General features: G+C 29.2%; 22 protein-coding genes. 13 read left to right on the forward strand and 9 right to left on the reverse strand.

The annotated features are described in order from the left end of the window. Positions 1 to 8: 8 nt before the first annotated feature. Genes AC5SL3_RS01020 through tkt form a run of 9 tightly spaced genes read right to left on the reverse strand, consistent with a single transcriptional unit; the run spans position 9 to position 7,934 of the window. Positions 9 to 596 carry a cell cycle transcriptional regulator TrcR gene (locus AC5SL3_RS01020; RefSeq protein WP_494578318.1) on the reverse strand — a complete coding sequence of 196 codons (588 nt, stop codon included), beginning with the start codon at positions 594 to 596 and terminating at the stop codon, positions 9 to 11. Then, the gene (gene rpmE, locus AC5SL3_RS01025; protein WP_271512504.1) at positions 597 to 827 is read right to left on the reverse strand and encodes a 50S ribosomal protein L31; all 231 of its coding nucleotides are present in this window, start codon (positions 825 to 827) and stop codon (positions 597 to 599) included. Positions 828 to 862: 35 nt separating this feature from the next. Continuing rightward, complete coding sequence (locus AC5SL3_RS01030) at positions 863 to 1,603, reverse strand: inositol monophosphatase family protein (protein ID WP_494578320.1); 741 nt, start codon at positions 1,601 to 1,603, stop codon at positions 863 to 865. A gap of 5 nt (positions 1,604 to 1,608) precedes the next feature. Then, on the reverse strand, positions 1,609 to 2,169 hold the full coding sequence (efp, locus tag AC5SL3_RS01035) for an elongation factor P (protein ID WP_494578322.1): 561 nt from the start codon (positions 2,167 to 2,169) through the stop codon (positions 1,609 to 1,611). Continuing rightward, positions 2,166 to 2,789: a thiamine phosphate synthase gene (gene thiE, locus AC5SL3_RS01040; RefSeq protein ID WP_494578323.1), complete on the reverse strand. Its 624-nt coding sequence runs from the start codon at positions 2,787 to 2,789 to the stop codon at positions 2,166 to 2,168. Before thiE ends, efp begins: the two co-directional genes overlap by 4 nt. Then, positions 2,776 to 3,786 carry a class I fructose-bisphosphate aldolase gene (locus AC5SL3_RS01045; RefSeq protein ID WP_494578325.1) on the reverse strand — a complete coding sequence of 337 codons (1,011 nt, stop codon included), beginning with the start codon at positions 3,784 to 3,786 and terminating at the stop codon, positions 2,776 to 2,778. Before AC5SL3_RS01045 ends, thiE begins: the two co-directional genes overlap by 14 nt. Before the next feature lies 1 nt (position 3,787). Continuing rightward, positions 3,788 to 4,966 carry a phosphoglycerate kinase gene (locus tag AC5SL3_RS01050; RefSeq protein ID WP_494578327.1) on the reverse strand — a complete coding sequence of 393 codons (1,179 nt, stop codon included), beginning with the start codon at positions 4,964 to 4,966 and terminating at the stop codon, positions 3,788 to 3,790. Continuing rightward, positions 4,966 to 5,973, reverse strand: coding sequence for a type I glyceraldehyde-3-phosphate dehydrogenase (gap, locus tag AC5SL3_RS01055; protein WP_494578329.1), 1,008 nt, complete (start codon positions 5,971 to 5,973; stop codon positions 4,966 to 4,968). The genes AC5SL3_RS01050 and gap overlap by 1 nt, the downstream gene beginning before the upstream one ends. A 2-nt stretch (positions 5,974 to 5,975) precedes the next feature. Next, positions 5,976 to 7,934, reverse strand: a complete 1,959-nt coding sequence (tkt, locus tag AC5SL3_RS01060; protein WP_494578331.1) for a transketolase — start codon at positions 7,932 to 7,934, stop codon at positions 5,976 to 5,978. Between the two features lie 53 nt (positions 7,935 to 7,987). Between tkt and AC5SL3_RS01065 the strand changes: the two genes are divergently transcribed. The 13 genes from AC5SL3_RS01065 to tilS all read left to right on the forward strand — a co-directional run bounded on the left by AC5SL3_RS01065 (position 7,988) and on the right by tilS (position 17,272). Next, positions 7,988 to 8,311, forward strand: coding sequence for a coiled-coil domain-containing protein (locus AC5SL3_RS01065; protein WP_006997316.1), 324 nt, complete (start codon positions 7,988 to 7,990; stop codon positions 8,309 to 8,311). Continuing rightward, positions 8,299 to 8,745 (forward strand): cell division protein ZapA, encoded by a 447-nt coding sequence (locus tag AC5SL3_RS01070; RefSeq protein ID WP_494578333.1) that lies wholly within the window; start codon positions 8,299 to 8,301, stop codon positions 8,743 to 8,745. The genes AC5SL3_RS01065 and AC5SL3_RS01070 overlap by 13 nt, the downstream gene beginning before the upstream one ends. A gap of 4 nt (positions 8,746 to 8,749) precedes the next feature. Next, positions 8,750 to 9,193, forward strand: a complete 444-nt coding sequence (locus tag AC5SL3_RS01075) for a 5-formyltetrahydrofolate cyclo-ligase (RefSeq protein ID WP_494578334.1) — start codon at positions 8,750 to 8,752, stop codon at positions 9,191 to 9,193. A gap of 100 nt (positions 9,194 to 9,293) precedes the next feature. Further along, the gene (locus AC5SL3_RS01080; RefSeq protein ID WP_018413877.1) at positions 9,294 to 10,100 is read left to right on the forward strand and encodes a TIGR00282 family metallophosphoesterase; all 807 of its coding nucleotides are present in this window, start codon (positions 9,294 to 9,296) and stop codon (positions 10,098 to 10,100) included. Positions 10,101 to 10,105: 5 nt separating this feature from the next. Next, the gene (locus AC5SL3_RS01085; RefSeq protein ID WP_271623014.1) at positions 10,106 to 10,831 is read left to right on the forward strand and encodes a YebC/PmpR family DNA-binding transcriptional regulator; all 726 of its coding nucleotides are present in this window, start codon (positions 10,106 to 10,108) and stop codon (positions 10,829 to 10,831) included. After that, on the forward strand, positions 10,831 to 11,325 hold the full coding sequence (locus AC5SL3_RS01090; RefSeq protein ID WP_271485875.1) for a RuvC family protein: 495 nt from the start codon (positions 10,831 to 10,833) through the stop codon (positions 11,323 to 11,325). The genes AC5SL3_RS01085 and AC5SL3_RS01090 overlap by 1 nt, the downstream gene beginning before the upstream one ends. Positions 11,326 to 11,378: 53 nt before the next feature. After that, positions 11,379 to 12,053 carry a protein TolQ gene (tolQ, locus tag AC5SL3_RS01095; protein ID WP_018413880.1) on the forward strand — a complete coding sequence of 225 codons (675 nt, stop codon included), beginning with the start codon at positions 11,379 to 11,381 and terminating at the stop codon, positions 12,051 to 12,053. 1 nt (position 12,054) lies between these two features. Beyond that, positions 12,055 to 12,471 carry a protein TolR gene (gene tolR, locus AC5SL3_RS01100; RefSeq protein WP_006997309.1) on the forward strand — a complete coding sequence of 139 codons (417 nt, stop codon included), beginning with the start codon at positions 12,055 to 12,057 and terminating at the stop codon, positions 12,469 to 12,471. 5 nt (positions 12,472 to 12,476) lie between these two features. Next, on the forward strand, positions 12,477 to 13,286 hold the full coding sequence (gene tolA / locus AC5SL3_RS01105) for a cell envelope integrity protein TolA (RefSeq protein ID WP_494578336.1): 810 nt from the start codon (positions 12,477 to 12,479) through the stop codon (positions 13,284 to 13,286). Positions 13,287 to 13,288: 2 nt separating this feature from the next. After that, positions 13,289 to 14,629: a Tol-Pal system beta propeller repeat protein TolB gene (gene tolB / locus AC5SL3_RS01110; protein ID WP_494578338.1), complete on the forward strand. Its 1,341-nt coding sequence runs from the start codon at positions 13,289 to 13,291 to the stop codon at positions 14,627 to 14,629. A 24-nt stretch (positions 14,630 to 14,653) separates the two neighbouring features. Beyond that, positions 14,654 to 15,196: a peptidoglycan-associated lipoprotein Pal gene (gene pal, locus AC5SL3_RS01115; protein WP_271485879.1), complete on the forward strand. Its 543-nt coding sequence runs from the start codon at positions 14,654 to 14,656 to the stop codon at positions 15,194 to 15,196. 86 nt (positions 15,197 to 15,282) lie between these two features. Beyond that, a complete protein-coding gene (gene ybgF, locus AC5SL3_RS01120) occupies positions 15,283 to 16,257 on the forward strand; it encodes a tol-pal system protein YbgF (protein ID WP_271485881.1) in 975 nt (324 codons plus the stop codon). Continuing rightward, a complete protein-coding gene (tilS, locus tag AC5SL3_RS01125; RefSeq protein ID WP_271485884.1) occupies positions 16,217 to 17,272 on the forward strand; it encodes a tRNA lysidine(34) synthetase TilS in 1,056 nt (351 codons plus the stop codon). The genes ybgF and tilS overlap by 41 nt, the downstream gene beginning before the upstream one ends. The last annotated feature ends 47 nt before the right edge of the window (positions 17,273 to 17,319 follow it).

Raw genomic sequence — 17,319 nt, forward strand, 5'->3', positions numbered from 1 at the left:
TATTAAAATTATTCAATGTTTGAAACTTCTCTTGTTAGTTTTGCTTTCTCTTTTTCCTTTTTTTCTCTTTTTATTCTTCTTTCAGATTTTTCAATAGCTTCGATTAGATCCTTTTGAGAAAACAGTCCTAATGCTACAGGGTCTTTAGGATTTAAATTGTTATAATTCCAATAACTTTTATTCTTAATCGCAGTAACAGAAGCCTTGGTTATTCCAACTAGTTTTGCTATTTGTGAATCTTTTAGTAATGAATGATGTTTGATTAACCATAATGCTGAATCTGGCTTATCTTGTCTTTTAGATAAAGGAATGTATTTTTTAATTTTTTTATCTTCAGTTGAAATTTCAATATCAGTATTTTTTATTTGCAATTCTTTATTTTCATCTTTAGATGCTAGTTCAATTTCTTCTCTAGTAAGTTGACCTGATATAATTGGATTATAAGCCATTATTCCTTTTGCAACTTCACCATCCGCGATACCTTGCACTTCAACTTCATGTAAATTACAAAACTTTGAAATTTGTTTGAAAGTAAGCGTTGTATTTTCTACTAACCAAACAGCTGTTGCCATTGGCATTAACGGTACGTTTGACATTTAATCTTTCTTTTCTGATCTAAAATTTTGGAATTTTTTATTAAATTTACTAACACGACCCTTGTCCATTAATTTTTGCTTTCCACCTGTCCAAGCAGCATGAGATTTTGGATCGATCTCTAATTTTAAAACCTCTCCTTCTTTTCCCCAAGTTGATCTTGTCTCAAATTGAGTTCCATCAGTCATTTCTACTTTAATTGTGTGGTAGTTTGGATGTATGTCTTTTTTCATATCGAGACTTATAGCAAAAGAATTTTATAAAACAATTAAAAGTTCTTTAATTTTTCAAGCATTTTGTTGTTAATTGCCATGCTAGAAGCTCTTATTTTGATGTTTTTATTTTGTGAGAGGTCAATTTCGTTAATTAAGCCACCAGCTTCTTTTACCAATATTATGCCAGCAGCTATATCCCACAAATTTAGATCATTTTGAAAATAACCATCGTACCTACCAGCCGCAACATAGGCAATATCAAGTGCTGCACTTCCAGATTTTCTTAAAGGCAAATCAACTTCATTTTTAGTTATCCCGCCTGTAGCAAACAAGCAACTATTAAGCTCTCTTTTTTTGGATACTCTAATTCTTTGATTATTAAAAAACGCACCACTTTCTTTTTCAGCATAAAACATTTCATCTTTTATCGGGTCATAAATTAATCCTGAAACTATTTCATCACCAGATTTTAAAGCAATTGATATTGCAAAGTGAGGAACTCCATGTAAAAAATTTGTAGTGCCATCTATAGGATCTATTATCCATGTATGTTCTTTATCTTTATTAGTTTCAGAACCCTCTTCTTCACTAATAATAGAATAGTAGGGTCTTGCTTTTTTTAATTCTTCTATAATTATTTTCTCAGCTTTTAAATCAGCATTTGATACAAAATCAGTAGGGCCTTTGATTGAAACTTGTAGTTTTTCTATTTCTCCAAAATCTCTAATTAAAGCTCTAGACGCTTTTTCTGCAGCCTTTATCATGACATTTAGATTGGCTGATATTGATTGCATATAATTTATATTTTTTTGACATATTCCATAGTTCTCGTATCAACTATGATTTTATCTCCGCTTTCAATAAATGGAGGGACTTGAATATTCACTCCATTATCTAAAGTTGCGGGCTTATAAGAAGAAGAAACTGTTTGCCCCTTTAAAGCAACATCAGTTGTATCAACTGTGCACGTTACCTGATTAGGCAATTCAACTGTTAAAGGTTTTTCATTATAAAAACTTATACTGACTTCTAAATTTTCAGTTAACATTTTACCTTTTTCTCCAATTGTTTCTTTTTTAATATTTATTTGTTCATAAGATTTTGGGTCAATGAAATAATAATCAGTTTCATCGCTATAAAGATAATTAAATTTTGTTTCATCTAATGAAGCTTTTTCAACAGACTCACTTGATCTAAATCTTTCATTTAATTTTGTATTTTTATTCACACTTTTCATTTCAACCTGAGCAAAGGCACCACCTTTTCCAGGTTTTACATGTTGTGTCTTTAAAACTTGCCAAAGGTCATTTTTGTATTCAATTAACATTCCAACTCTAATTTCACTTGCGTATAATTTCATTTTAATTTTCTAATAGCTTCTAATGGTTTGTATTTTTTATTATTCCAAATGTAGCCTGAAATAGCCAAAAAGTTAGCTTTATTCAATAAAAGTTTTTTATAATTACTAAGCTTTATACCTCCAATAGCCACAATTGGTAAGGAGGTTATTTTTTTTATAGATTTTAATACAGTTAAACTGGCTCTATATTTAACTGTTTTAGTTTTAGTTGCATAAAATGCACCAAAAGCTAAATAATCAGCACCATCATTAATAGCTCTCTTTGCTAGATTAATAGAATTATGACAGGTCACACCAATAATTTTGTTCTTCAATATTTTTCTAGCTTTTATCAAGTTCATATCTTTTTGACCTAGATGACAACCGTCTGCATTTAGTTTTTTAGCAAGTAGAGGGTCATCGTTGATTAAAAATTTAACTTTGTACTTATTACAAATTTTTTTAATTTTTTTTCCAATAATTAGTTTATTTAAATTTGTTTCTTTTTTAAGCCTCAGTTGAAAAAAACTTATTTTTTTTGAATTAAATACTAGAGCTAAATCATCGTAAAAATTTATATCAGGTATTTTATTTGGAGAAATTAGATAAACAAATTTCTTATTTATTTTATTTTGCTTCAAGTTCTTTTGACCATTTGCCTTGAGCTGCAAGCGTGCACATATTTGTTCTGTGGTTGAAGACTTTTTGAGTACCACTAGTATTATTAATGTCTTTTGACCAAAATTTAAGTGCACTTTGTTGTAAGGCTCTACCATAGGAATAAGTCATAATAAAATTTGTGTCATTATGCTTATTAATTAAGTTTAAATTCTCTGTTGCTTCTACTTCTGTTTGTCCACCAGATAAAAAAGCAATTCCCGGTACATCAGTTGGTACATTTTCTTTTAAGCATTTTAGGGTAAGCTTTGCAACTTCTTCACTTGATATTTTTTGCTCAGCAGTAGTTCCAGCTAAAATCATATTAGGCTTTAAAATTATACCACTTAAATCTATTTTATTAATCTTTAATTCTTCAAAGCATTTTTTAATAACTTCGGAAGTTTTATTAAAACAAGTTTCGGCAGAATGATCTCCATCCATTAAAACTTCAGGTTCTACAATTGGAACCATTCCACATTCTTGGACTAAAGCTGAATATCTTGCAAGTGCATGAGCATTGGAGTGCATGGATAATTTGCTTGGATATTTATCTGAAATATTAAAAACACCTCTCCACTTTGTAAATCTTGCTCCAAGTTTATAGTAGTCCTTTAGCCTTTCTCTTAAGCCATCCAGGCCTTCTGTAATTTTTTCCTCATGAGAGCCTGCCAGAATTTTTGCACCTGTATCAACTTTAATTCCTGGAACTGCTCCAGACTTAGAAATTAATTCTGGAATAGTCTGCTTCAAGTTCGATGTTTGGTTGATAGTTTCATCATACAAAATAACACCACCAATAAAATCTTTCATGCCACTTGATGAGAAGAGAGTTTCTCTAAATAAAAGTCTATTTTCTGGGGTGGAAGGTACATTGACAGATTCTAATCTTTTAGTCATGGTTCCATTGCTTTCGTCTGCCGCAAGGATTCCTTTACCATTAGATAGTATTTTTAATGCAATTTTGTTAAGTTCTGACATGTTAATTAAGAGCCTTTATACCAGGAAGTTCTTTTCCTTCAAGATATTCTAAAAAAGCACCACCCGCAGTTGAAACAAAATTAAAATTATTAATTGCTCCAATAGCATTTAAAAGAGAAACGGTATCACCACCACCTGCAACTGAGTAAATTGTATTACTCTTATTTTTTTCAATAATCTTTTTTGCTATTTCAAGACTTCCTTTGGCAAAATTAGAGTTTTCAAAATAACCAGCTGGCCCATTCCACAAGATAGTACTACTTTCTTCAATTAATGAATTAATAGCTTTAATTGTCTTGGGACCAATATCTAAAATTAACTCGTCTTTAGAAATATTATTTAGTTCCTTTATTTTAGCTGATCCATCTAAGTTTTTCCCTACAGCAACATCTTCAGGGTAAATTATCTTACAGTTTTCCTTTTTTGATAAAGAAAATATTTCTTCAATAATTTTATCACAATTATCTTCTTGAATAGATTTTCCAATTTCATATCCTTTAAATCTAAGTATATTATTAGCCATCCCACCAACTATTATAATATTATCAAATTTAGCAATTAAGTTCTTAATGATATTAATTTTTGTAGATATTTTAGAACCACCTATGATACATGTTATAGGTCTTTGAATTTCAGATGTAATTTTAGTTAGTGCATCAATTTCTAAATTTAATTGAAGGCCAGCGTATGAAGGAATAAATTTAGTAATTTCAAAAATTGAAGCATGAGCTCTATGCGAACATGAAAAAGCATCATTAACATAAATATCAGCTAGACTTGCTAAATGCTTTGCAAAACCATTATCATTTTTTTCCTCCTCTTCATAAAACCTAAGATTTTCAAGGATTACAATTTTTTCATCATGTTCATTAAATAAATCAGTAGATTTAATTTCTTTTATATTTTTTGTGACTAATTTTATATTTTGGTTTAGTTTATTTTTTAGATCTTCACATATTGGTTTAAGAGAGAGTTCTTCTATAATCTTGCCTTTGGGCCTACCTACATGAGATAGTATTATTATCTTTGCTTCATTTTTTAATAAAAAATTAATAGTAGGTAAAATTTTATCTATTCGAGTGGTGTCAGTAATTTTTCCATTATCTAATGGAACATTTAAATCCAACCTAAGTAATACTTTTTTTTGATTAAAATTAGTTTCGTCTTGAATATTTCTCATTAAGAGACTTGATGAAGATGTTCTGCTATGTCACACATTCTATTTGAAAAGCCCCATTCGTTATCATACCACGCTGAAATTTTTCCCATATTTTTACCAACTACATTAGTTAAAGACAAATCAACAATTGCTGAAGCTGAATTATGATTAAAATCAATTGAAACTAATTTTTCTAAAGTAATTTCTAAAACTTTCTTTGATTGTTCTTTAGAGGCGATAGTAAATGCCTTATTAATTGTCTCTTTGCTCATCTCTTTTTTTGTACAAAAAACTAGTTCTATAAGGGAAACATTAGGAGTTGGCACTCTCATTGCAATGCCTTCAAGTTTTCCTTTTAATGAAGGTATAATTTCACCGATTGCTTTTGAAGCACCCGTAGAAGTTGGCACAATAGATTGACTGGCAGATCTTGCTCTTCTAGGATCTTTATGGGAATTGTCCAAAATTCTTTGATCACTTGTAAAAGCATGAATAGTTGTCATAAACCCTTTTTCAATTTCAAAAGTTTCATTTAAAATATTAGCCACAGGTGCAAGACAGTTAGTTGTACAAGAGGCCGCAGAAATAATTTGATCATCTTTTGTCAAAATATTTTCATTTACACCATAGACAATTGTTTTATCTGCATTTTTGCATGGAGCTGAAACTATAACTTTTTTAGCCCCATTTTTTATATGAGCTAATAATTTTTCTTTTGAATTAAATTTTCCAGTACATTCAAAAACATAATCAACATCAAATTTTTTCCAGTTAATATCTTCAATATTAGATTCTTGTGAAAATGTTATTTTATTATTATTAATAATTAAATGTTTTTCATCATAATCTAAATCTGCATTAAATTTACCATGAATAGAATCGTATTTAATTAAAGAACAGCTGGCTTCAGAATTTGATCGGTTATTGATGTGTTTGATTTTTATGTTTTTGTTTTGGCTTTCAATGATAGCTCTAATTACCATTCTACCAATTCTTCCCATTCCATTGATACCAACTTTTATTGTCATATTTAACTCTTTATTAGTTTTTTTGCTTTTTGTGAAATATTTTGAACTGTTAATCCAAAATATTTATAAATTTCTTTGTAGGGTGCACTTTTACCGAATGTATCAATTCCAAAAGTTAAACCCTCAGTTCCAATATATTTTTTCCAGCAATCAGTTGAAGCTGCTTCAATAGATATTTTAAATTTTGCTTCATTAAGAATTTTTTTCTTATATGCTTTTGACTGCAAATCAAAAATATCCTGGCATGGTACTGATATAACTTTAGAATAAATTTTATCTTTGGCTAATTTATGGCTAGTCTCAATTGCTAAATTAACCTCAGAACCACTAGCAAATATTGTTAAATTAATTTTTTTATTTGTTCTTAAAACCTCATAAGCACCTAAAGAGCATTTGTTCATATTTGAATATTTTTTTCTAATAGGTTCAAGATTTTGTCTAGTTAAAGACAAGACACTTGGTGTCTTTGGGTTTTTTAATGCTAGCTCCCAACACTCGATAGTTTCCATTCTGTCTGCTGGTCTAAAAACATTTAAATTAGGAATAGATCTTAATCCAGAGAGTTGTTCAATAGGTTGGTGTGTTGGTCCATCTTCCCCTAAACCAATTGAATCGTGGGTCATCACATAAATAACACGTTGCTGCATCAAAGCAGATAAACGAACGGAAGGTTTACAATAATCAGAAAATATTAAAAAAGTTCCCCCATATGGAATAAATTTACTATGAAGTGCTAAACCATTCATTATTCCTGCCATGGCGTGCTCCCTAACACCATAGTGAATATAATCACCATTAAAATTTACAGAATTAATAGCGTTATGATATTTGGTTTTAGTGTTATTAGATCCCGCTAAGTCAGCTGAACCACCAATTAATGTATTATTTTCTCTCGTAAGAGCATTAAGAGTTAACTCAGAAGCTTTTCTTGAGGCTAAACTTTTGTTTTCTCTAAGAGAATTTTGTTTTTCATTTTTTAAAGCTTTAGAGAAATTATTTTTAAAGACCCTATCTACTAAATTTTTTTTTCTTTTATAAATTTTATCCCATGCAGAATCAAGTTTTGCACCCTTATTACCAATTTTTCTCCATTCACTTAAAATATTTTTAGGAATTTCAAAAGGTTTGTGTTTCCAATCTAATGCTTTTCTAACTAATTTAATTTCATCTAAACCAATTGGACTACCGTGCGAAGAGGCTTTACCAGATTTATTAGGTGAGCCATAACCAATTTTTGTTTTGCATGAAATAACAGTTGGTCTTTTAGCATTTTGAACTTTTTTTAATGCTGAAAAAATTTCTCTTTCGTTATGACCATTGATTAGTATGTAATCCCAACCATAACTTTCAAATCTCTTTTTGAAATTATCTGAAACCGCCAAGCTAGTTGGTCCATCAATAGATATTGAATTATTATCAAAAAGCATAACTAGATTTTTTAACTTTAAGTGTCCCGCTAAACTCATTGCTTCATGGCTAATGCCTTCCATTAAACATCCATCTCCAGCTAAAACATAAGTTTTATGGTTTATTATTTCTTTACCAAGTTTTTTCTTCAAAATTTCCTCTGCAATAGCGAAACCAACTGAATTAGCAATTCCTTGCCCAAGAGGACCTGTCGTAGTTTCAATACCAGTACCAGGGTGATATTCAGGATGACCCGCACAAATAGATTTTAATTGTCTAAAATTTTTAATATCATTCAAAGAAATACTTTTGTACCCAGTTAAATGTAATAAAGAGTAAAGAAGCATAGATCCATGACCAGCAGATAAAACAAATCTGTCTCTATTTATCCAGTTAGGATTTTTTGGATTAAATCTAAGAAAATTTTTAAACAAAACCGTTGCTACGTCTGCCATACCCATTGGCATTCCAGGATGACCCGAATTTGCCTTTTGTACAGCATCTATAGATAAAAACCTTATTGCGTTTGATAAATCTTTATGTAATTTGTTCAAATATATCCTATCTAGACTTAGAAGACTCAATTTAATAATATAAATATATATATATGAAAACAGACAGTGAAAAAGAAAAAAAGCTCAGTTTTGCACTTAATAAATTGAAGAGTTTGAATTTACAAAACCCAACGCTAAAGTCTAATTTAGAAAACTTAAACATTCAAAAAAATCAATTAGAAATTGAAAAAAAACAAATAGAAGAAAAATATCAAAATTTAGAAAGTGAATACAAAGCTCTTAATCAAAAATTAGAAGATATTAACCAGCAAAAAATAGAAGAACAAAAAAAAGAGACAGAATTTTCAGAAAAAATAGATGAATTAAATCAAGAAACAGATACTTTATTAGAAGAAATAGACAAATGGCAAATGTAAATATTAAATTTAATGGCAAAGAGTTTCTTCTATCTTGTGATGATGGACAGGAAGAGCATTTAGAAGAATTGTTAACTCATATTAATGAAAAATTTAGCAATTTAAAGAATGACCTTGGAAACATAGGGGAAAATAAACTTCTATTGATCACTTCAGTTCAAATAATGGATGAATATTTTGAAACTAAAAAAAAAGTAGAACAAAAAAAAACTGAATTACTGAATTTATCAAATAAATTTAGAGAATTGAAGTCATTAGTTTATGATTTCAGAGATAGAAAAGAAGAAGAGATGAAGAAACTACAACAAGATCATGAAAGTTTTAAAAAAGAAATAGAAAAAAATAAAGAAGATTATGAAAAAATAATCGAAGCTGCAGCAGATGAAATTGAAAATTTTGTTGAAAAAGCAAATTTAGAAAATCCAATTCAATAGATTTGTGTTAAAATCTGAATTAAGAAAAAAAATTCTTAAAGTAAGAAAAAAATTTGATACAAAAAATATTCAGCTCAACTTTAAGCAAATTGTAAAAATTCTTAAAAAAGAAAAGATAACCAATCAGATTACGATAGGTGGATACTATCCAGTAAACTTTGAGATAGATGATTTGACACTGTTAAGGAAATTTAAGAAGAATAAATTTAATATTTCTTTGCCCATAATTAAGAAAAATTTTCAAATGGATTTTTATTCATGGTCATTTTCCGAGCCTTTAAAAATAAATAAATATGGAATACCTGAACCAGAAGCTAAAAATATAGTATACCCTGACGTTTTATTAATTCCCTTGGTAGCATTTGATAAAAAATTAAACAGACTTGGATATGGTGGTGGATACTACGATAGATTAATTGAAAAATTATCAAAAAAAAAAATATCATAAAGATAGGTTTAGCTTTTTCAATTCAAGAAATTGATAAAGTACCAACTAATATGTATGATCAAAAATTAGATTATATTGTAACAAATAAAAATATTATAAAATGAAAATACTCTTTTTAGGTGATGTTGTTGGCATTTCAGGACGGTCGATGGTTTTGAATAATTTACTATCAAAAATTAAAGATGAAAAAATCGATTTTGTAGTTGTTAATGGTGAGAATGCAGCTGACTCAGGTGTTGGTCTTACAGAGGAAATATGTAAAGATTTTTTTAACTGTGGTGTAGATGTTATTACAACGGGAAATCATGTGTGGGATCAAAAAGAAACAATGTCTCATATTGAAAAAGAAAATCGACTTCTTAGACCTAAAAATTTATTTGAACCATCTCCAGGAAAAGGCTTTGGAATATTTACTGCTAAAAATGAAATGAGGGTAGGAGTGCTTAATTTGATGGGAAATGTTTTTATGAAGAAATGTGAAGATGTATTTGAAGCAGCTGAAAAATTTATGAAAAAATATAAGCTTAAAGAAGATTATGATTTTTTATTAGTCGATTTTCACGGTGAAATAACAAGTGAAAAGTCAGCTATGGGACATTTTTTTGATGGTAAAGCAACATTGGTTGTTGGAACTCACACACATATTCCAACAAATGATACTAGAATTTTAAAAGGTGGTACTGCTTATCAAACTGATGCAGGAATGTGTGGTGATTATGACTCAGTTATTGGAATGAATAAAGATAATTCAATTAATAGGTTTTTAAAAAAAAAGTCCACAAAGCACTTTCCAGCAATTGGTGAAGCTAGTTTGTGTGGTGTGATTGTTGAATGTGATGTAGAAACAGGGTTAGCAAAAACTGTAAAAAATTTTATACATGGAGGAGAATTAAAAAATTCTCAATAATTATTATGTCGGGTCATTCAAAATGGGCAAGTATAAAACACTCTAAAGGAAAAGCAGACAAACAAAGATCTAAAGTATTTTCAAAATTATCTAAAGAGATAAGTGTAGCAGCAAAACTAGGTGATAAAGATCCTGCGATGAACCCAAGACTTAGATCTGCAATTCAAGCAGCAAAATCAGCCAACATGCCAAAAGATAATATTGAAAGAGCTATTGCCAAATCTTCGGTTAACTCTGAAACAAATTATGAAAATTTAAGATATGAAGGATTTGGTCCAGATAAAATAGCCGTAATTGTGGAAGCATTAACTGACAATAAAAACAGAACAGCTTCCAATGTTAGATCTATATTTGTAAAAAGTGGTGGCAATTTAGGAACTCAGGGATCTGCTTCACATAACTTTAATCAGTTAGGAATTATAAAAATTGATAAAAAAGAAATCTCAGATGAACAAATTTTTGAACTAGCAATTGAATCTGGTGCAGATGAGTGTATTTCAAATGATGAATTTCATGAAATTCAATGCCCTATGAGTGAAATTTATAATGTAAAAAAAAATTTAGAAAAAACAATTGCAAATTTTATCTCAACTGAGATTGAATGGGTTCCTTTAAATAGTGTAGTTGTTGAAAAAGACAAAGTGGAAGCTGCAATAGAGTTTTTAGAAACATTAGAAGATGATGATGATGTTCAAAGTGTTTATTCAAATATAAATTTTAAGAATAGCTAATGCTTATTATTGGAATAGACCCAGGGATAACAGGTTCTATTTGTTTTTTTCAAGATGGTAAAATAATTGATGTTATTGAAATGCCAAACATGCCTGAAGGGAAAAAAAATAAAAAACAAGTTAATGGTGCTCAAATTTATTATGAAATCTCTTCAAGAATTAAAGACATAAAGAAGGAAGATATCAAAGTTATAATTGAACAAGTATCAGCTATGCCAGGTCAAGGTGTTACTAGTATGTTTAATTTTGGACAATCGTTTGGTATTTTAAAAGGAATTTGTTCTGCAATGCAATTACCGATGTATTTTGTAAGACCGACAAAATGGAAAAAGTATTTTAACCTTATTAATTCAGAAAAAGACGCTAGTAGAACAAAAGCAATAGAGGTATTTCCTTATTTTTCATCAGAGTTATCTAGAAAAAAAGACTCAAATAAAGCTGATGCGATATTGATTGCTAGCTTTTATTACGAAACTTATAAACTAGAAGAATAAATAAAGACATTAAAAGTCAAATTCATGACACATTTAAGTGTGAAACCTTCAATATGGAAGCTGATATTACATCTCAAGCAGTAGGACTTGCCTCAAATACTGATTTTTCCTTGTGGAGTTTATTTTTAAGAGCTGATTTTATTGTAAAGTCAGTAATACTTATGTTGATTGGCTGCTCTATATATTCATGGGCTGTCATTATTGAAAAATTTAGACTGTTTAAAAAAATTAATTTAGAATCTGAGGAATTTGAAGAAAAATTTTGGAAATCAAAATCAGCCGAAACTTTTTACAATAGTTTGCCAGCTGATGTAGAGAACCCTACAGCTTTGTTGTTTAAAGATACAATGCAAAGTTTATTAAAAGCCAAAAGTAAAACTAACCTAAATGAAAGAATGGCAAGCATACTTGAGGTTAATATTGAAAAACAAATTTCAAAAATAGACAAAGGTTTTACTTTTTTAGCAACAGTTGGTTCGACGGCACCTTTTATAGGTTTATTTGGAACTGTATGGGGAATAATGAACTCATTTCAATCTATAGCAATCTCAAGAAATACAAGTTTAGCAATTGTAGCACCAGGAATAGCTGAAGCCTTATTTGCAACTGCTCTTGGATTATTAGCTGCAATACCTGCAGTTGTTGCTTATAATAAATTTAATAATGACTCAAAAAAATATTCACAAAGATTAGAAAATTTTTCTAAAAGATTTTTATCAATAATATAAAATGGCCTTTAATCTCAAACGTTCATCAAAAGAGCCTATGAGTGAAATAAATGTTACTCCATTTGTTGATGTAATGTTGGTATTGTTAATTATATTTATGGTAACAGCACCATTATTAACAGTTGGAATACAAGTTGATCTACCCGAAAGCTCTGCTGACTCATTACCTGAAGAATTAGAACCATTAACATTATCTATAAACTCTAAAGGTGAAATATTTATTCAAGAATCTAAAGTTGAGTATGATAAAATTATTGCAAAGATTTTAGCTGTATCTAAAAATAGAACAGACACTAGAATTTATGTTCGAGGAGACAAATCGATAAACTATGGTAGAGTTTTAGAAATAATGGGAATGCTATCTGGCTCTGGCTTTACTAAAGTAGCATTAATTTCTGAGCCATATAAAGAGAGGTAACTAAAGTGAATAGAAATATTGCTATTTCTTTTGGGCTTCATATATTTCTTGTGATAATCACAGCTATGAGCTTACCATTCCTTGCTAAAAAACCGATTGATCTTCCTCCGATTATATCAGTTGAGCTGATTCAAATAACAGACAAAACTAATATTCCTTTTGCACCAAAAGCAAAAAAAATAATAGAGAAAGTCAAAGAAAAAGAAAAAAAATTAGTTTCTGAACAGGCACCACCAAAAAAAATAAAAAAACAAAAACCAGATGCTGTACCATTGCCAGATGAAAAAATAGAAAAAATAAAGAAAATTAAAGATGAAAAACAAAACCCTGAAAAAGAAGAAACAGAAATTAAACAAATTTCAGAGTTTGAAAAAAAAGAACTATTTGACACTAATAGTATTGCTGCATTAATTGATAAATCTAAGATTGAGAGTGCAGAAACAAATAAAAAATCCAATCAAGTTACCCAAGATCAGGATAAAGATATGGATTTTTCTGGATTAACTTTAAGTGAAGAAGATGCACTAAAAGCTCAAATTTTTGGTTGTTGGAGTATTCCTCTAGGGTTGCCGTTTAACGAAGATTTATTAGTTAGAATTAAGTTACAATTAAAGCCAGATGGTTCTATTATAAAAACAGAGATTCTTGATCATGCTAGAATGAATAGGCCTGGACAAGGATTTTATAAAGTGTTAGCTGAAAGTGCATTAAGAGCTATAAAGCTTTGCCAACCTCTTAGAGTACCTAGTACAGGTTATGAAAGATGGAAAGATATGCAGCTAAACTTTGATGCTAGAGAAATGTTAGAAGGATAAAAATGTTATTAAGATATTTATTTATATTATTTATTATTATTCCCATTAAAGCTTTTGCTTTAATTGAAGTTGATATCACTAGAGGAAATTTAAATCCTCTACCAGTCGCTGTATCCCCTTTATCAATAGATAATAAATCAAAAGAAAATTTTAAAAAAATTTTAAAACAAGAAGATCTAGGATCAGAAATTTCAATAGTTGTTGAAAATAATTTAAGACAATCTGGTCTATTTAATCCACTAGACAAAAATGCATTTCTTCAAGAACCAGATGTAGCTAATTTAAAACCAAGGTTCGAGGATTGGAATTTAATTAAAGCACAAGCTTTAGTAACAGGCAAGGTTACATTTGTAGATGAAAAGCTAAGAGTAGAATTTAGATTGTGGGATGTTTTAGCTGGAAAAGAAATGATGGCTTTAGCATTTACTACTGTTCCTAGTAACTGGAGAAGAGTAGGTCACATTATTACAGATAAGGTGTATGAACGCTTAACTGGAGAAAAAGGTTATTTTGATACTAGAATAATATACGTTTCTGAAGAAGGCCCTAAAACTAAAAGAATAAAAAAATTAGCAATAATGGACCAAGATGGTTTTAATAATAAATATTTAACACTTGGAAATGAATTAGTTTTAACACCAAGATTTAGCCCAACAAATCAGATGGTCACATATCTTTCTTATTTTAGAAATTTACCTAGGGTATATTTATTAGATATTGAAACTGGAATGCAAGAAGTAGTTGGAGATTTTCCTGGAATGACATTTGCCCCAAGGTTTTCACCAGATGGAAAAAAAATTATAATGAGTTTTGCTAAAGATGGCAATTCTGATATTTATACTATGGATCTTGAAAACAGAATTGTTGAAAGAATTTCCAATCATCCATCAATTGACACATCGCCCTCTTACTCACCAGATGGAAAACGAATTACTTTTAACTCAGACAGAAGTGGCTACCAACAAATTTATGTAATGGATAGTAATGGAAAAAATGTTAAGAGAATCTCATTTGGGAATGGTTTGTATGGAACTCCAGTGTGGTCTCCAAGAGGTGATTTAATTGCATTTACAAAGCTTCATAAAGGTAAATTTTATATTGGAGTAATGAGAACAGATGGAACAGGTGAAAGACTGTTAACAGAAAACTTTTATCAAGAAGCTCCATCATGGTCACCAAATGGAAGGGTTCTTATCTTTTATAGAGAAACTAAGACTAACTCTAAAGGAGAAGGATTTTCAGCTAAATTATGGTCTATTGATTTAACAGGGTACAATGAAAAGATGGTTGAAACCGAAACTGACGCTTCCGACCCATCTTGGTCGTCTTTATTAAGCAATTAGTCTTAATTTTACTTGATTTTTAACTTGAAAGGTCTAATTAAATATGAAAAAAATAAAGTATTACAAAACAAGGATCAAGGAGCAACAATGAACTTAAGCAAGATTTTAAAAAATGGATTTCTAATTGTTTTAGCAAGTTTAGTATTAACTGCTTGTGCTACAAAAAAAACAACAACAGGACAAATGCAAGGTGATGTTTATACAGGAACAGATTCTGTTGAATATTTAGCTTCTGGTGTTCCAGATAGAGTTTTCTTTGCAACAAATGAAACTGTACTTACAACAGCTTCAAGAGAAACTTTAAGAAAACAAGCTGCATGGTTAAGAAAAAATTCAGATATTAATGTTGTATTAGAAGGTCACGCTGATGAAAGAGGTACAAGAGAGTACAACTTAGCATTAGGTGAAAGAAGAGCTAATTCAGCAAAAGACTATTTAATGACATATGGAATTTCTTCAGACAGAATTTCTGTATTAAGTTATGGTAAAGAAAGACCAGTAGATTCTGGATCTAACCCTTTAGCATGGTCTAAAAATAGAAGATCAGTTACTGTTAAAGCGAACTAATCAATTTAATAAATTATAAAAGACCCTATCACATTTGTGAATAGGGTCTTTTTTTTGCCATCATTATAATTACTACTCAATTTATTATGTTTAATTATAAAAAAATAATTCGATTAAAATTAATATTAGTCTTTATATTTTTTCCAAATATTATTTTTGCTGATAATCATAATATAAATGAAATTTTAGAGTTAATTCAAAAAGATTTAAAAACCCTGGAAAAAGCTGTTTACTCAGGGTCAATTAATTCAAATAGTCAAACAGGCACAAACGAAAACTCTGAGGATGTTTTAACAAGACATCTTCTAAAATTGTCTGATGTTGAAAAACAATTTCAAGAACTGACTAATAAGTTTGAAGAAATTAATTTCAAGTTAGATAAATTATCAAATAGGCTTTCTAAGGTTCAAGCAGATAACCAAATTAGATTTCAAGATCTGGAAAATGCTTTATCATCTGGAGAAATTGGAAAAAAATTAACTTCAATACCAAAGGAACAAGTAGACAAAACTTTACCAGGCTCTTCACAACCTCAAGACTTAGGGTCTATTTCATATAAAGATACAGAAAGTGAAGAAACTAGTCAGCAAATACAATCAGTAGAAACTACTTCATCAATAGTGACAGAAAACTTTGAGTCAGAAAAAAATATACTTCCAAATGCTACTCCAGAAAAACAATATGAATTTGCAACTAGTTTTTTAAAGGTAGGTGATTACAGCACTGCAGAGAGAGCTTTTAGAGAATTTGTGATAAATAATTCAGAGCATAAATTGGCAGGCAATGCTCAATATTGGTATGCTGAAACGTTTAGAATAAGACAGCTTTATACAGATGCAGCTACTGCTTATCTTGAAGGATATCAAAAATATCCAAAAGGTGAGAAGGCTCCTATAAATTTATTAAAACTTGGTGTATCAATGGTTCAAATAGGAGAAAAAGAGCAAGGTTGTAAAATGATTGTGGGGGTTGAAGAGCAATATCCTAAAGCAAATCAATCTGTGCTTCAAAAAGCAAAATATGAATCAAAAAAGTTTGAGTGTTCAAAACAAAACTCATAAACAAATTCTTAGTTTTTTAAAAGATCGAAAAATCTCAAAAGTTTATAGTGAATTCTCTTCCTCTTTAAATTCTGGGGAAAATTTAGCAGTAGCAGTTTCGGGTGGACCCGATAGTTTGGCACTGGCTTACTTGGCTAAATGCTATTCAATAAAAAATAAAATAAAAGTTAAATTTTTTTTAGTTGATCATAAACTTAGAACTGAGTCGACAAAGGAAGCAACGTTAGTAAAAAAAATTTTACAAAAAATTGGTATTACATGCAAAGTATTAATCTGGAAAGGTAAAAAACCTTCTAGAAATATTCAGTCTTTAGCAAGAGAAGCAAGATATTCTTTACTATCAAAAGAATGTAAAAAAAATAATATTAAGCACTTATTATTAGGACATCATTCAAATGATTTAGTTGAAAATTTTTTAATTAGAGTGGTTAGAGGAAGTGGACTAAATGGATTGGTATCTTTTAACAAAAGTGTAAAATATAAAGATGAAGATCTAAATATTTTAAGACCATTACTAAACTTAAAAAAAAATGATTTAATTAATATTTCCAAAATAGTATTTAAATTTTTTATAAAAGATCCATCTAACATTAATGAGATATATAAAAGAACAAGAATTAGAACTTTATTAGAATCTCTTGAAAAAGAGGGATTGGACTTAAAAAAACTAAAACTAACCATTGATAATTTAAGAGACTCAGACAAATCAATTAAGTTTTATGTTAACAAAAATTTGAAGAATAATTCTACACATATTAAAACAAAAGATACTTATATTTTAAGTCACAATTTTTTTGATCAATCACACGAAGTTGTTTTTAGATCTTTGACATTTGTTATTCAAAAAATAGGGAAAAAATACTATCCTGTTAGAGGAAAAAGTATCAACGAACTGATTAACCGAATTATCCTAAAGACATTTTCAAAAATAACTTTAGGAGGTTGTTTTGTTGAAAGAGTTAATGAGACCATATTAATTTCAAGGGAAAACACTAATAAAGTTAAGGTTTTGTAACAATTTGACACTTGTTTAATTAATAATAATTATTATCTTATAAGTAT

Source organism: Candidatus Pelagibacter sp. PS_34 (genome assembly GCF_059417845.1).

Coding starts and splice junctions, on each gene's coding strand:
- AC5SL3_RS01020 (WP_494578318.1), bottom strand. CDS start 596: ATGTCAAACGTACCGTTAATGCCAATGGCAACAGCTGTTTGGTTAGTA.
- rpmE (WP_271512504.1), bottom strand. CDS start 827: ATGAAAAAAGACATACATCCAAACTACCACACAATTAAAGTAGAAATG.
- AC5SL3_RS01030 (WP_494578320.1), bottom strand. CDS start 1,603: ATGCAATCAATATCAGCCAATCTAAATGTCATGATAAAGGCTGCAGAA.
- efp (WP_494578322.1), bottom strand. CDS start 2,169: ATGAAATTATACGCAAGTGAAATTAGAGTTGGAATGTTAATTGAATAC.
- AC5SL3_RS01045 (WP_494578325.1), bottom strand. CDS start 3,786: ATGTCAGAACTTAACAAAATTGCATTAAAAATACTATCTAATGGTAAA.
- AC5SL3_RS01050 (WP_494578327.1), bottom strand. CDS start 4,966: ATGAGAAATATTCAAGACGAAACTAATTTTAATCAAAAAAAAGTATTA.
- gap (WP_494578329.1), bottom strand. CDS start 5,973: ATGACAATAAAAGTTGGTATCAATGGAATGGGAAGAATTGGTAGAATG.
- AC5SL3_RS01065 (WP_006997316.1), top strand. CDS start 7,988: ATGAAAACAGACAGTGAAAAAGAAAAAAAGCTCAGTTTTGCACTTAAT.
- AC5SL3_RS01070 (WP_494578333.1), top strand. CDS start 8,299: ATGGCAAATGTAAATATTAAATTTAATGGCAAAGAGTTTCTTCTATCT.
- AC5SL3_RS01080 (WP_018413877.1), top strand. CDS start 9,294: ATGAAAATACTCTTTTTAGGTGATGTTGTTGGCATTTCAGGACGGTCG.
- AC5SL3_RS01085 (WP_271623014.1), top strand. CDS start 10,106: ATGTCGGGTCATTCAAAATGGGCAAGTATAAAACACTCTAAAGGAAAA.
- AC5SL3_RS01090 (WP_271485875.1), top strand. CDS start 10,831: ATGCTTATTATTGGAATAGACCCAGGGATAACAGGTTCTATTTGTTTT.
- tolQ (WP_018413880.1), top strand. CDS start 11,379: ATGGAAGCTGATATTACATCTCAAGCAGTAGGACTTGCCTCAAATACT.
- tolR (WP_006997309.1), top strand. CDS start 12,055: ATGGCCTTTAATCTCAAACGTTCATCAAAAGAGCCTATGAGTGAAATA.
- tolB (WP_494578338.1), top strand. CDS start 13,289: ATGTTATTAAGATATTTATTTATATTATTTATTATTATTCCCATTAAA.
- ybgF (WP_271485881.1), top strand. CDS start 15,283: ATGTTTAATTATAAAAAAATAATTCGATTAAAATTAATATTAGTCTTT.
- tilS (WP_271485884.1), top strand. CDS start 16,217: ATGAATCAAAAAAGTTTGAGTGTTCAAAACAAAACTCATAAACAAATT.